Genomic DNA, 14,102 nt, shown 5'->3' with positions numbered 1-14,102 from the left:
TGGAGTGTAAACCAGCCATATAAAAAAGTGAAAAACTACGCTAGAGGAAGATCAAGCACGTTTAATGGTGAAGAGCTATTTTTATCCATCAATAACTTTTATTAGGGGTGTAAGAAGCGTGGAGAAAGAAATTGTTCGCGGAGCAAACAAGGAAATCATTGGGGATGGAGGCATGTTAGGAATTTCGAAGTTTGGGGTTGGTTCAAATTTCAATACTATTCAATCTCTGACAGATAAAAATAAGGGGGGCCGATTGTGCGCTTCTTCCTCTTCTTCAAGTAGTGGTGCTGCCACTATCGGTAAAAATAACCGATAATTCTTATTTTACTGGGGAAGACATCGTTTCCACATGAAGTTTATTAAGCCAAATTCAAAATGGAGCTTATTGACAACAATAGTTACCCGCTATTTTGAATTTGGCTATCTACATAACTTTTAAAAGAGTAGAACAAAAAATAAAATGATGGTGAATTAATATGACTTCTAATTATCGGATCAACAGATTTCTGTGTCATTCCTTACAGAATGGAGATGTAGTAGTTCAAACTGCAAATGGAGTAATGAAGATTCATGATAAAGATCTCATTGATTTAATTCAATCGTGGGATCGAACGGGCAAGAAAGAAATTTCAGAGTCTGTGCTTGAACAAATTTTCAAAGAAGAAAAAGAGGAGGTTATTGGTTTTCTAGCAAGCAATGGGTTAATACGTACAGTGAAAGAAAAAATGCTCCGAATAGATTCCGTTACTATTATGACCAATGATGATTTTTTAAGGTCAATATTAATGAATACATTAGTTGAAGATTTTCAAGAGAATCTGGCAATCACGTCACTTTCAGTTGATGACATGCAGCCTTGCGAGGAAAATGAATTATCCCTTGTATTTCTAAATCCCTATAACAAAAGTTTAGGAAAAAGAATCAGGGATAGACATATGGAATCAAGCAACTCTTATTTATTGATGAGTTATATATACAACAATAAATTTTATATGGACTCGCTTTATAACCGTAATTGGGTTAATCCATGTCATTGTTGCCATATAGGTCATATTGAATCGCATATGAGAATTGGAAGTGCTGATAATTTAACTTATCAGCAAGTCATTGACATGCTTTATTCTCTGGAGGAAGACATCAAAATCGGCGTTCCTTTAACCAATAGCCAACGAGTTATTATTGCATCATGTTTGATTAAGCGTATGCAATTACTTTTTCATGATTTTACTTACTCAAAAATTCATCATGAAGATATTAATAGAGCGATGGTCATGAAACTGGATAATTTTAAAATATATGAAGATACTTCGATTCATTGGGAGTTGTGTGATTGTTATGAATAACATAAGTGAAGATTTATTAGTAGAGCAGAGAAGAAAGAATGATTTTGCGAATCATTTACAAGCAGAAGTTCTCTCTAATAGTTTATTGGATCAAGTTGTTAAGATGCATCAGGAAGGATGCTGGATATCAGAAATAATGTATGAATATGAGGAAGAGCTACTAGAGTGGATGGAATTAGTGGAATTTACAGATATTATACCGGAGTATTACGAAAAATCATTCCAATTTAAAATCGAACAAAAAACTGTTGAACGTACTAGGAGCTGCCGAACATTTAAAGAGAATTGGAACATAAATACGGATGATTTTGGGATCATCCTTCGAGACTCATTCGGCAGATTTTCCAACACTTTAACCAAGAACTATCCTTCTGCTGGAGGCTTGTATCCGGTTTTACCGCTCGTATATGTATTTGACGAAGGTGTCTTAAAAGGGATTTCTGTTAAAGGATGCTATTTGTTTCATTCCTCGAAAAATGAACTGATTTTACTTAAAGAATACGATGAGGAACTTTTAAATTTAGTAATCAATCAAATTAACCCTTCTGACCGAAGTTTATTTTCTAAAATCGCTATTGGCTATGCCATTGATTTAAAAAGAGCTATCACCAAATACAGAAAACGAGGGTACAGATACGCATTAATTGAAATTGGCGCAATGTGTCAGAGTTTCAGGGAGACATTAAGTAGGTTTGACAGTAGCTTAGGTGAATTTTGTTTTGCGGGGTTTAATGACAATGCCTTGACTCATTTATCTGGCTTAAACGCAAGATTAGCGCCAGTAACATTAATTCAGTGGTTTGGTGAAAGAAATGATATTTGATGTGTCGAAAAGAAACTTTGGTTATAAGGACTCACTCTTCAACAATAGACCAGTTTATTTAGCGACTTCAAGAATCGGAACATTCAGGAGGGAAGACGGTGGAATAGGACCAGTAGATTGTGGCGCTATTTCTCAAAGAAAAAGAAAGTCAGTTTTAAAGGCGTTTTCTGAATCAATAGAGCGCAGAGCATTAGTAATTGGAGCTAGAGGGGACGCCATTGAGGGTTTGGCAGAATCGTTTGACATAATGAATAGTAAGGTTGCAAAGATTCCTAGACGATTTACGCAACTATGCAAGGAAGATTCTATCGTTTGTGATACCACGGGTACAGCAGCACACTTTAATAGTAAGTTGGCTCAATCAAATGCAATTAAAGAATTATTAGAGAAAAATTCAACGTTTCTTTTTTGGTATGGGAGACAAGGGAAAAAAATTGATTTATCTCAACACTATTCTATATACGTTAGTCTTTTTCAAGCAGAAGGATATCAAGTACAAGCATACGTAGAAGAGACATTTAAACCATTAAAAGTAGTATTTGTTTTTGCAAAGAATGCAAATCACATTACTCCCTTTACTTTTATGACAGGAGTAGGCTCAAGTATTTCTCTTTCGAATGCTATTCACAAGGGCTTGTCAGAAGCATATTTACTAAAAAACGTTTATGATGACTATTTTTATAGATACCAACTAGAAGGGCTTGAACCGAGTTCGTACACGGCGATTGTCCTAAAAGCCCAAACTGATAGCGAATGTCTAAAACACCTTGAACTGTTCAACAAGCTGGATACTTATCAAGAAGTGGACGAAGATATCACGCTGTCTGAAGCCGAGGTAGAAACTGATCTGATTGTGAAAAATTTACCAGTTTGGGTCAAAGAGTTGCACACTACAGTTTTATATCAAACCGTAAATAAAAATCTAATTATCATTAAAGCATATTCGCCTAATCTCTATAATCATGTTGCACTGAAAACGTATATTGATCTTGATAGAGATGTGAACAGGTATACAGTTAATTTAACTCAGGATACTTTGAATCATATACCAACGTGTCCAATATTATAAAGGAGCTTTTCCATGTATTATGTAACGAATAGTCCCAATCATGGACATGCTTTTGTGGCAAATCGAATATGGATAAACAAAGGAATATTTCAGTGCGGGTATTCCAATTGTTATGTAGATTGTGCAATACACAAAGCTGCCTATGGAAATTCAGTGAAGAATAACACCAGGAAAGCAATGGCTGCTGCAATTGGGGAACACCTTGAAAGGCTAGCGCTTTTTGCCCCAAGGATGAAGGCAATTCAGGAAAATGGTAGCGCCAGCACAGAAGCCTTTAATTTAATAACTGGAGATACAATAAAAATACCTTTGGATTTTGTCATTTTAGAGTATGGCCATCCGGTTTTTAAAGATAAAGATATGCATAGCTCTTTCAGTGATACTTGTGGAGTAGCTTCACATACTTCCAGTGCTTATGCAATAGAAGCAGCATTTTTAGAATTTATCGAAAGACAGTCGCTAATACATACATGGTTAACTAAGAAAGCAGGAAGATTACTATCATTAAAATTATTGGAAAAACAAAGTGTTTACAATATTATACAAATGAGCAAGACATATAAAGGAATTCAGGAGTTTTACTTGGTTGATATTTCAATAACGGATGACGTCCATGTCGTACTAGCTTTAGGTTTTGGAAAAGAGTCTTTCAGTATTGGGGCAGGGGCACATTGGAATCTGTTAGATGCGGTTAATCGAGCCATGAATGAGTATTTTCAATTTATGACTGGTTTTTGGGGAAGGGAGAACGAGGGGGAAAGTATAGACGGCGACTTGTATTATGACTTTTGTAACTCATTAAGCCCAGAGAAATTTCGAGAAGAATACGCATTCTTGACTGATAATAAAAGGCAGCTTGAGGAGAATATTCCCTTAACGAAAACATCTCAAAAAGACACGTTCATTGAAAGAGTTCAAAGAGTGGTAAATGATCTAGATATTTCTGTTTACGCAACGTGTGTTCCTGAAACAATGGAATTCAACACAAAGGTTGTTAAAGTATTCTCACCTGATTGTTATCCGCATATGAATACTGCCTTACTTGATCCACAAGAATATCGCTTCTCCAGAAAATTTGATCGATCTATATATAAAAACCTGAACAAGCTGATACCGTTCCCATAAGAAACACTTACATGGTTTGCTAAAGGATTCATTACGCCTGAAAATGTAAAAAAATCAAAAAGAGAAAGGAAAAGGAACCGAATGCTTAGAAAATCATACGAATTTTTTATCGTATTTATCAAGTCGATGATCGATGAAAAAATTGCGTTAGCCTGGTCGATCCTGTTGCCTCTGTTGTTGTTTTTTTCTATCAATTACAGTTGGTTCCACGCCAAGCCGGATGTTTCGAAAGCTGTTTATTACTACGCCAGTTTTTGGGCCTTCTCTGCAGTGCTGGTAGTGTTTAACGGGATTGGGCTAAGATTAACCGATTTTCGAGAGTTAGGCATCCTGAAAAGCTTTGTCTTCATCTGCGGCTCAAAAGTTCCTATTATCGTGGGACTTTTACTCAGTCAAATTGTTTTTGGGCTGGTTAGTCTCGCTTTGTTTACGGTTGTTATTTCCATCGTCTTTGATTACCCTATTTTTCTTCTGTTTTTCACTGCTACGTGTACCTATTTGGTCGTTTTACTCCCGCTTTTTATGTTGTCTCTCTCGATTGCAAGCTTGTCGGTAAGGGCTTCATCTGCCTATACGCTTGTCAATATGCTGATTTTTCCGGCGACGTATTTGGCTATCTATCGTGGCGAGTCTACCGATTTTTTTACTACTATCCTTTACTATTTAAATCCGGTTGAATATGTGTTTCGCTTTTCCGTGTTTACCTATGATGCATTGACCAATAACCTTCACCTGAATAGTAACCACCTGTTTCTTTTGGTCATTTCGCTGGTCTACATCGCGATTGGGGTCATTGCATGGTCGAAAATAAAAATCGCTTCAACCGTAAGAAGAACCTAATCTAAAACAGGAAAGAGTGGAGAACAGATGATCGAATTAAAAAATATATCGTTTTCCTACCCGAAGAGTGAAAAGAAAGCGATCAATCAACTGAATATGAAACTGGAGGCAGATAAGGTCAATGTGGTCATTGGCCTGAATGGGGCAGGGAAAACAACGCTTTTTGATTTGCTGACGGGAGTGTTGGCGATTCAGGAAGGCGCGATTGACGGAATCCCTCAAGCGAAAGAAATCGTATATCAAACGCAAAGCTTGTACTTTTCCCCCATTTTGAAAGGCAGGGACATTGCGCGACTTATTTTACATATAGCGGACAGAGCGTTCGATAAAAATCCAGAGATGTGTTTGTCTCTGCTGGATGACCGAGAAAGAGAACTGGTCAGGGAGCTTTGGAATCGGAAGTTTGGGCAAATGTCTGTTGGCGAAAGGAAGTGGCTGCTCGTCACCTTGTTTGCCGAGATCAACAAAAGCTTCTATTTGTTTGATGAGCCTACGAGTGGGGTTGACCCTTCGGCCAGATTAAAAATATTGAACAAGATTGCGGGCATAGCCAAAAAAGCCGGGCACACCGTTATGATGTCGACTCATCAATTGCAGGAGCTGGAATTTATCGATTGCAAAATTTTCATTCTTCATGCGGGGAATGTGAAGTATGCAGGCTCCTACCAGGATTTGCTGACTACGTACAATACCCCTAATCCGGACAGGGCGTTTCAGTACTGTATCGAAAGCGATGACCGCTCCTTGGGAATTGCCCATTACTAAATCCATTCATTATATAAGCAAAAGGCATTGTCGGCGGAAGAGAGACAATGCCTTTTCGCTGTTCAGGCTGAACGCAAACCTGATTTGCTGCTCAACGCTCCAAAGTCTTCGTTTGTTCAATAGCTGGCCAGACTTGCTGCTTGCGGAAGCTGGCGGGATCGTAATCACGGGCGTATGCGGCGGAGGATTTCCTATCCAGTTCGGACCCACGAGCAAGTAGCGTGCTGCCTCTTGCCGGGTTGAGCGGTTGGAGACGTTGCGAAACGTATTCGTGTACACATCCAGCATTTGCACGGTAAAATAGCGGTTTTGCGGATTGGCAGGCTCGGCCAACATAACAGAAACGAAACGAGCAGGGAACGATTTTTCTCGCGGAACGAAGCATGCTTATCCTCCTGTCGGCGAGCGGGCAATCTGGTGAATAGTGCTATTTTTCTTGGCGGGACGGCTGTTTTATACGAGGACAAAAAGCCGTCTTGCGCCTTTGCCCGGGGACAGACAGGAGCGGTCTGCCTGCACGCAATCCGCTCTACAAAAGTTGAGGCGAAAGTAATAAAAAAACAAATCATTAACCATTTATATCCAGGAAATACGATTCATTTTTCCCTGTAATTTCTAAATCATCTTTGTAATAGGAAAATAATCCCGGTAAAATGAGGGGGTTCGTGAAAAAAACAGATTGAGGGGTTTAGCATGAGAAGACAAGCCTGGCTATCATCTTTATTTGCATGCATGTTCGCTTTTGCGGCCGTGCTCCCTGCGAGTGCAGCAGGGAACTACAATATTGTGGAAAGCGGAACGAAGGTCGAGATGGAAGGGAAGTTTTCCTTCACGGTTCCGGAAAACATGATTTTTCTCAACAAAGACGACACGATCAAAATGGAGCAGGAGCATGGGGACATCCCGACCATGAACGAGATCGGGAGCGTCCACCCGATTGAAGATAATCAGAATTGGGCCTTGTTCATCGAATACGAGGACACGGGACACATCAGCGACGACGAGCAAAATGAGATTGATGCCGAAGCGCTGCTGCAAAGTTACAAGGACGGCACAGAAGAGGGAAACAAGCAGCGCAAGCCGGAGGAGCAGTTCCACGTCATCGGCTGGAACGTAAAGCCGTCCTACAATGCCGCCACACACGAGCTGGAATACTCGATGCTGGCCGAGACCGCGCAAAAAGATCAGTTTTTGAACTACAAGCTGCAAGTGTTGACGAGAACGGGCCATGTCTCCTTCATTCTGGTCACCGATGTTCCGTCTCTCGTGCAGGACAAGCAGACGTTGCGGGACAAAATCTTGAAAAACTTCGTGGTCAAGGAAGGGCATCGCTACACCGACTTTAACGCGGAGACGGACAAGGTCGCCGAGTTTGGGCTGACAGGCTTGATTCTCGGCGGACTGGGCGTAGCCGCCGCGAAGAAGCTGGGGCTTTTGGCGTTGATTCTGGCGTTTGCGAAAAAAGGCTGGATTTTGATTGTGGTCGCATTGGGAGCGCTGGGCGGCCTGGTGAAAAAGCTGTTGAACAAAAAGAAAAACGGCCAGCCGCCTGCCGATTCGGACGAGGAAAAGCCGTCCGCCTGATGAGTTGGGCATAGAATAGGAAATATAGAAAGAAGAGACAGCCGAATCCTGCGCAAACGAGCGAGCGGAAACAGGCTGTCTTTTTCTACGGGGAAAAAGCCGAGCCGTGTCGTGCCGCGCCAAGTCGAGCCGAGGAAAAAAAGCCAGAATGACAAGCAGTAGGGGGAGAATACAATGGAAGAGGAAAACGTTTTGTGGAGGTAGCCGTGGAACATCATCTGGACCTTTTTGTGATGAAGTACGGATATGTGGGCGTCTTTTTCTCGCTTGCGCTTGGCGTAATCGGGCTGCCGATTCCCGATGAAGTGCTGATGACGTACACAGGGTACGCGGTATCGCGGGGAATGCTGCTGATGCCGTTTGCTGTGCTGAGCGCTTTTTTTGGCGCGGCGGCAGGCATCACGATCAGCTACGCGATCGCCTGCAAATGGGGACTGCCGCTTCTGTTCAAAGTGGGGCCGTATCTTTACATCACCCCGAAAAAAATCGAGTCGACGCAAAAGCTGTTCGCCAAGTACGGTCCCTTTTTGCTGATCGTCGGCTACTTTTTGCCGGGCGTGCGCCACATCACGGCTTACCTGGCGGGGATGTCTGCGATGAAGTACGGCAAGTTTGCCGCTTTTGCCTACACGGGAGCGCTGCTGTGGAGCCTGACTTTTTTGCTGCTGGGAAAAATGTTGGAGCGGGAGTGGTACAAGGTAGTCGTCTACATCCGGCATTACGGCTTGACGTTTTTGCTGATCGGCTGCGCGGTCGGCATCGCCGCTTATTTGCTGGTGAAGTACAGACAGAGCCTGAAAACATGAGCGGGAGAAAAGTTGGAAAAAAGTTCTTTACAAACCGACGGTCGGTTTGTATTATTAGATCATCAGCAAGCCATCATGATGCTTTTCATCCTACATTTATAAGGAGAGTTGTCCCGTGTTCATGACCTTGTTCTGGATTTTTGTTGACCTGATTCCTTTCTTCGTCGCCTTTCAGGTGCAGCCGCCTGCGCTCGGCTTCGCCATCGGGTTTGTGCTCGCGCTGTTGATCTACCTGTTTCAGAAAAAGAAGTTTGGCGAAGTAACGACGATCATTGCGATCAAGGTGTTTTACTTCTTTTGCGGTTTCTGGATTACCCTCTTGTTCCCTGCGTTTCACCTGTTTGATTTTACCCAACTGTTCATGTACGCCATCCTCGCTGTGGCAGCCACCTGGTCGTTGTGCATCAAAAAGCCGTTTACGCTGCAATATGCAAAAAAAGTGGTGCCCGCCGAGTTTACTTCGCATCCGCTGTTTCTGGCCTCCAACTTTTGGCTGACATTGATTTGGGCAGTCGCGTTCGGGCTGTCGCTCATTTGCTCCGTGCTGTTTGCGCTCGCTGTCATTTCCGGAGATACGGGCGTCATGCTGGTCAACATCTGGAACATCATCGGGCTTGCCGCGACTATTTTTGTCCGTCCCGTTGTGAAGCATTACTTTTTGAAAAAGCGAGGTTAACAAAAGAGGGCAGCACAATGGTGTGTATGCCTGCTATTTTGCTCTACTGCAAACCGACAGTCGGTTTGTGGTGGAATCTGAAAGGAAGAAAGCAGACATGGAGAAGAAAAAGCTGAATCCAAAAGCAATCGTGGCCGTCGTTTGTTTGATCGTGGCGGCGGTCGTGGGTTACTACGGCTACCAGAGCTATTTTTACGTCAAGACGGAGGATGCGGTAGTCACTGGAGAGATATACAAGATCGCGTCCAAGCAGGCCGGAAAGCTGACAAACGTGCGCGTGGATGTGGGCAGCCAGGTCGAGAAGGAGCAGATCGTGGCAGAACAGGAGCAGCTCAACGCCGCCAGCCCTACCCAGGTGGAAAGCTTGATGATCCGCTCGCCGATCAGCGGGGTGATCTTGCAAAAAGTCGCCAAGGAAGGCGAAGTGGTGGGCGCAGGCAACACCGTGGCGCTGGTCGTAGACAAACGGCAACTGTACGTGGAGGCGCACGTGGAGGAAGCAGAGGCAGGTTATGTCCAGGTCGGGCAACAAGTGGACATCGAGCTGGATAAGTACCCGGGCCAGCGGTTTCGCGGGACCGTCAACCGGATTGGCGAAGCGACGCAGTCGACGTTTTCTCTGCTGCCCCCGGTGAATGCGAGCGGCAATTTTACGAAGGTGAGCCAGCGCATTGCCGTGAAAATCACGTTTGACGAAGGACCGTACGATTTTCAGCCAGGCTTGAATGCCCATGTGTCCATCCATGTGCGATAAGGATGTGTAGCTGATGAGTCCACAGGAAAATTTTTGGCCGGGCGTTTTTGCGATTGTGCTGGGCACGTTCATGGCGGTGCTGGATACGAGCATCGTCAACATAGCGATTCCGGAAATGATGAACGTGTTCGGGGCGTCGACGGAAGAAATCCAATGGGTCGTGACCAGCTACACATTGACGATGGCCGCCGTCATTCCGCTGGCAGGCTTTCTCGGCATCCGGTTCGGGATCAAAAAAAGCTACCTCGCCAGCCTGTTTTTGTTCACGCTCGGCTCGCTGTTGTGCGGCCTGGCGGTCAGCAACGCTACGATGATCGCGGCCCGGATCGTCCAGGCGGCAGGCGGCGGACTGATGATGACGCTCGGTCAGTCGATGATCCAGCTTGTCGTGCCGCGGGAAAAAATGGGGCCAGCGATGGGAGTATTCGGCATCTCGGTTTTCGTCGCTCCCGCTGTCGGGCCGACGCTCAACGGGTATTTCGTGGAGCAGCTCGACTGGCGTTTCATTTTTACGGTGAACATTCCGTTCGGGATGTTGGCGATGCTTCTGGTCTGGCGTTTTTTGCAGGAAAGCGAAGCGAACCGCAAGCAGCCGTTTGATCTGGCGGGCTTCGTCTGGTCGGCGATTGCGTTGGTCAGCCTGCTGCTCGCCGTCACCAAAGGGGAGGAGAAGGGCTGGGACTCGTTTTACATCGTCTCCTTGTTGATGAGTGCTTTGCTAGGCGGCTGTCTGTTCGTCATGCGCGAGCTGTCGACTGCCCATCCGCTGGTCGATGTTCGCCTGCTTGCCAACCGCCCGTTTACGCTCGGGCTGTTGGTGAACAGTCTGATTATGGTCGGCAATTTCGGTGTGATCTACCTGCTTCCGATCTATTCGGAGAACATGCTCGGCAAAACGGCGATGGATACCGGGCTGATGATGCTGCCGCAGGCGCTCGCTTCCGGGGTGGTGACGCCGCTATGCGGCATGCTGGCGACGCGCATCGGTCTGAAGCCGCTGATTGTCGGCGGGCTCGTGTTGTGCATCGTGCCCGGCTATTTTCTCAGCCAGGTCGATCTGGACACGAATGTGACGACGATTTATTGGCTGCTCGCCTTGCGCGGAGCCGGACTGGGCATGTGTCTGATGACGTCCATGCAAATTCCGCTGGTGGCCGTGTCCGAGCCAGCGCGCGTACCGGCGGCTTCGGTTATCACGAATATTTCCCGGCAGGTCGCGACCTCGATCGGGATTGCCGGACTGATTTCCCTGTTTTCCCGCAGAGGCGCCGAGCATGCGGCACAGATGAGCGAGCAAGTGACGGCCACACGGCAGCCTGTGCTGGAGGCGCTGTCCCAGTGGCAGCAAATGTACGCGGCCAAAGGGCTGTCGTGGACGGAGGCGTATGCTGCGGCCAGCGGGCTACTCGGTCAACTGGTCAAAAAATACGCGGCTGTCGCGGCGCTGCAAGATAGCCTATTTGTGGCTATGCTCGTGCTGGTGGCGGCGTTTTTGACCGTGCTGCTCGTAAAAGAAAACAGGGCAGCCCTGCAAGCAGGCAAGGAAGCGGCACAGTCCGCTATCTCCGAGTAAAGCATTTTTTCTCCATAGCATAAAAGGAGGGTTCTCTCATGAAATGGCGCAAATGGATGGCGGCGTTGGCAGGAAGTACGGCGATTGCTTGCCTGGCAGGCTGCGGCTCGGTGCAGCCCACAGCCTTAACACCTGCAACGCCAGCCTCTGCTCAAGAGGCAGCAGGGGAGGAAGCGGGTACGCACTCGTTCAGCGGGAAAATGGTCGGCATCGAGGAAGTCACGATTTATCCCAAGACGGCAGGGCGAGTGGCCGCCGTCTTCCGCGATACGGGCGATCGGGTAGAAGCGGGCACGCCGCTTTTGGCGCTGGAGACGGTCGAGCTGGAAGCGAGCCTGCAAATGGCAAAAGCCGAACTCGCCTCGGCGCAGGCAAAATGGGAGGAAGCGAAGGCAGGAGCGCGGGTGGAAGACTTGCAGTACGCCAAAGCGGGCTGGCAGCAGGCGCAAAGCAAGTACGAGGACGTCAAAAACGGCAAGCGGCCGGAGGAGCTTGCGCAACTGGCAGCGGCGGCGCAATCGGCGAAATCGGTCTACGATGCCGCCAAAGCGAAGCAGGCACGGGCAAAGACGCTCTACGATCAAGGGGGGGCTTTCCAGCCAAAGCCTGGAGGACGCACAGACTGCGTTGGCGCAGGCAGAAGCACAGTACGTCCGTGCCCAGGAAGAGCTGAGGCTGGCCCGGCAAGGAGTGACGCAGCCGACGCTGCAATCGCTCGCAGCCAATGTCGAGCAGATGAAGGCGCTGTACGACAAGACGAAAAACGGCCCGACGAAGGAACAGCTCGCCCAGTATGAGGCGGGTGTCCAAAAGGCGCGGGCCGCTGTCCAAAATGCCCAGTACCAACTGGACAATGCAACGCTGAAAAGCCCAATCAAAGGCTACATCAGCATGAAAAGCATCCAGCCGGGCGAGCTGGCAAACGCGAGCATGCCTGTCATGAGCGTGGTGAACACAGACCAACTGTATGTCGTGATCGGCGTATCGGAGGCAGAGCTCGCCCGTTTTTCCCTGAACAAGAAAGCCGATGTATTCGTCGAAGCGCTTCAGCGCCACGTTCCGGGCAAGGTAGCGCGGATCAGTCCAAAGGCAGACGCTGGAACGAATACGTACACGGTGAAGATTCTCGTGGACAATCCAAAAGGAGACCTCCGTTCCGGGATGACTGGCGTAGTTTCGCTTTAATGCTTCCGGAGAGCCAGGCTGTTCTCGACGAGCCGGACAAATTCGCGCTGCTCCTCGCCGGAGGCGTTTGCCTTTGCCAGCTCCAGCACATCGTGCAGAGAGCTTCGTTCTGACCAGGGGCTTTCGCGAAGAATCTCGGCAAACTCGGCGACAGAAGCGAGAAATTTCAACTCGGGCGACAATGTCTATTCCCCCCTTTTGCCTATGAGACGTGGAAAAAAAAGGAACGTTACAGTCGCTGCGGCCTTATTGCGCGAATCTTTTTGCGATTTTCTGGCTCGCGGCTCTTTCAGCTAGTATGATGGGGAAAAGGGAGGCGATACGATGAACGCATACAGCTATTATTGCTCTACACGCATCGAAATGGGGACAGGCAAAGCTGGGGAGCTGCCGAAGCTTTTGCACGATCTGCAAAAAGGCACGTCTGTCCTGCTGGTCAGCGATCCGGGGGTCATCAAGGCAGGGCTGGTCGCGCCGATCCAGGAGGCGCTGACGGCAGCCGGTTTTCAAGTGACGCTGTTTGATCGGCTCAGCCAAAATCCGCGCGATACGGAATGTCTGGAAGGGGCAGTCCTGTTTCGCGACACAGCCGCCGACATGGTCGTAGCGATTGGGGGCGGCAGCGCGATGGATACGGGCAAAACAATTGCGCTGTGCGGGCCAAACGGCGGAACGCCCGCCGACTACGCAGACGGGCGACTGGCCTATGAAAACATCGCGCCGATCATCTGCGTCCCGACGACAGCGGGAACTGGCTCGGAAGTGACGCGCTCTGCCGTAATTACGGAGGCTGCCACGCACCGGAAAATGACGCTCAAGCACGCAGCGCTGCGGCCAGTCCTGGCCGTGCTCGACCCGGCTTTGACGTACAGCGTGCCTGCTGCCGTCACCGCTGCTACCGGAGTCGACGCGCTCGTTCACGCCATCGAAGGCTACACGTGCAAGGTGACGAATCCGATCTCGCAAGCGCTCGGGGCCAAAGCGATGCAGACGATTGTGTCCGCTCTGCCCGCAGCCTACGCAGACGGGAAAAACGAAGCGGCCCGGCACGCGATGCTCGAAGGCAGCCTGCTTGCGGGACTGTGCTTTGGCTCTGCGGATGTGGCGGCTGTTCACTGCCTGGCCGAAGCGTTAGGCGGGCTGTACGATACGCCGCATGGAGTGGCAAACTCCGTCTTTTTGCCGCACGTCCTGCGCTTCAATGCTGCGGAAAACAAGCCGATGCACGCGGATCTCGCCCGCTACATGGGCTTTGCCGCAGATGCCGACAGCGAAGAGGTTGCAGTAGACAAGCTGATCGCGGGCATTGCCGAGTGGACAAGCAGCTTGCACATCCCCAAGCTGAAAGACTTGCCCGGCGTGCGCGAAGAAGACTTCCCCCGCATCGTGGAGCTGTCGATGCAAAACGGCTCGACGCCAAGCAACGTCCGCACGATTACGGCGGACGATTACATGAGCATTTTGGTCGAGGCTTATCAGGCGTAGTTTTTTCTTGCCCGCTGTTCAAATATCTTGTAAAATTAGGAAATCTTTGTGGTGTGACGGTCGCTTATAGTCAA

General features: G+C 47.9%; 16 protein-coding genes. 14 read left to right on the top strand and 2 right to left on the bottom strand.

Going from position 1 to position 14,102, the window contains the following annotated elements:
• The first annotated feature begins 118 nt into the window (after nt 1-118).
• The 7 genes from AC3WQH_RS10475 to AC3WQH_RS10445 all read left to right on the top strand — a co-directional run bounded on the left by AC3WQH_RS10475 (nt 119) and on the right by AC3WQH_RS10445 (nt 5,965).
• Entirely contained in the window at nt 119-316 is a 198-nt protein-coding gene (locus AC3WQH_RS10475) for a hypothetical protein (RefSeq protein ID WP_129552174.1), read from the top strand.
• Between the two features lie 160 nt (nt 317-476).
• The gene (locus AC3WQH_RS10470) at nt 477-1,343 is read left to right on the top strand and encodes an McbB family protein (protein WP_122952626.1); all 867 of its coding nucleotides are present in this window, start codon (nt 477-479) and stop codon (nt 1,341-1,343) included.
• Nucleotides 1,336-2,166, top strand: coding sequence for a SagB/ThcOx family dehydrogenase (locus tag AC3WQH_RS10465; RefSeq protein WP_005829458.1), 831 nt, complete (start codon nt 1,336-1,338; stop codon nt 2,164-2,166). The genes AC3WQH_RS10470 and AC3WQH_RS10465 overlap by 8 nt, the downstream gene beginning before the upstream one ends.
• Nucleotides 2,156-3,235 (top strand): YcaO-like family protein, encoded by a 1,080-nt coding sequence (locus AC3WQH_RS10460; protein ID WP_005829460.1) that lies wholly within the window; start codon nt 2,156-2,158, stop codon nt 3,233-3,235. Before AC3WQH_RS10465 ends, AC3WQH_RS10460 begins: the two co-directional genes overlap by 11 nt.
• 12 nt (nt 3,236-3,247) lie before the next feature.
• Nucleotides 3,248-4,360 (top strand): YcaO-like family protein, encoded by a 1,113-nt coding sequence (locus AC3WQH_RS10455; protein WP_081592037.1) that lies wholly within the window; start codon nt 3,248-3,250, stop codon nt 4,358-4,360.
• A gap of 81 nt (nt 4,361-4,441) precedes the next feature.
• Nucleotides 4,442-5,200 (top strand): ABC transporter permease, encoded by a 759-nt coding sequence (locus AC3WQH_RS10450; RefSeq protein WP_005829464.1) that lies wholly within the window; start codon nt 4,442-4,444, stop codon nt 5,198-5,200.
• A gap of 27 nt (nt 5,201-5,227) precedes the next feature.
• Nucleotides 5,228-5,965, top strand: a complete 738-nt coding sequence (locus AC3WQH_RS10445; RefSeq protein WP_005829466.1) for an ATP-binding cassette domain-containing protein — start codon at nt 5,228-5,230, stop codon at nt 5,963-5,965.
• A gap of 9 nt (nt 5,966-5,974) precedes the next feature.
• On the opposite strand, the gene AC3WQH_RS10440 is transcribed toward AC3WQH_RS10445, so the two are convergent.
• Nucleotides 5,975-6,301 carry a DUF1254 domain-containing protein gene (locus AC3WQH_RS10440; protein WP_005829467.1) on the bottom strand — a complete coding sequence of 109 codons (327 nt, stop codon included), beginning with the start codon at nt 6,299-6,301 and terminating at the stop codon, nt 5,975-5,977.
• Nucleotides 6,302-6,658: 357 nt separating this feature from the next.
• Between AC3WQH_RS10440 and AC3WQH_RS10435 the strand changes: the two genes are divergently transcribed.
• The 6 genes from AC3WQH_RS10435 (at nt 6,659) to AC3WQH_RS10410 (ending at nt 12,543) form a co-directional block, all read left to right on the top strand.
• A complete protein-coding gene (locus AC3WQH_RS10435; RefSeq protein WP_025844796.1) occupies nt 6,659-7,549 on the top strand; it encodes a DUF2167 domain-containing protein in 891 nt (296 codons plus the stop codon).
• Nucleotides 7,550-7,743: 194 nt separating this feature from the next.
• Nucleotides 7,744-8,355 (top strand): DedA family protein, encoded by a 612-nt coding sequence (locus AC3WQH_RS10430; protein WP_492332026.1) that lies wholly within the window; start codon nt 7,744-7,746, stop codon nt 8,353-8,355.
• A gap of 121 nt (nt 8,356-8,476) precedes the next feature.
• Nucleotides 8,477-9,031, top strand: a complete 555-nt coding sequence (locus AC3WQH_RS10425) for an amine oxidase (RefSeq protein ID WP_237716633.1) — start codon at nt 8,477-8,479, stop codon at nt 9,029-9,031.
• 97 nt (nt 9,032-9,128) lie between these two features.
• Nucleotides 9,129-9,785 carry an HlyD family secretion protein gene (locus AC3WQH_RS10420; RefSeq protein ID WP_007783027.1) on the top strand — a complete coding sequence of 219 codons (657 nt, stop codon included), beginning with the start codon at nt 9,129-9,131 and terminating at the stop codon, nt 9,783-9,785.
• 13 nt (nt 9,786-9,798) lie between these two features.
• The gene (locus tag AC3WQH_RS10415; RefSeq protein WP_492332025.1) at nt 9,799-11,358 is read left to right on the top strand and encodes a DHA2 family efflux MFS transporter permease subunit; all 1,560 of its coding nucleotides are present in this window, start codon (nt 9,799-9,801) and stop codon (nt 11,356-11,358) included.
• 537 nt (nt 11,359-11,895) lie between these two features.
• Nucleotides 11,896-12,543, top strand: a complete 648-nt coding sequence (locus AC3WQH_RS10410; protein WP_492332024.1) for an efflux RND transporter periplasmic adaptor subunit — start codon at nt 11,896-11,898, stop codon at nt 12,541-12,543.
• Here the strand turns inward: AC3WQH_RS10410 and AC3WQH_RS10405 are convergent.
• Nucleotides 12,540-12,725 (bottom strand): YfbK domain-containing protein, encoded by a 186-nt coding sequence (locus tag AC3WQH_RS10405; RefSeq protein WP_007783021.1) that lies wholly within the window; start codon nt 12,723-12,725, stop codon nt 12,540-12,542. The genes AC3WQH_RS10410 and AC3WQH_RS10405 overlap by 4 nt on opposite strands.
• 142 nt (nt 12,726-12,867) lie before the next feature.
• Between AC3WQH_RS10405 and AC3WQH_RS10400 the strand changes: the two genes are divergently transcribed.
• Nucleotides 12,868-14,028, top strand: a complete 1,161-nt coding sequence (locus AC3WQH_RS10400; RefSeq protein WP_005829480.1) for an iron-containing alcohol dehydrogenase — start codon at nt 12,868-12,870, stop codon at nt 14,026-14,028.
• The last annotated feature ends 74 nt before the right edge of the window (nt 14,029-14,102 follow it).

It is taken from the genome of Brevibacillus sp. FW301-21C12A (assembly GCF_058788915.1).
This window is presented reverse-complemented; position numbering and strand designations above follow the sequence as displayed.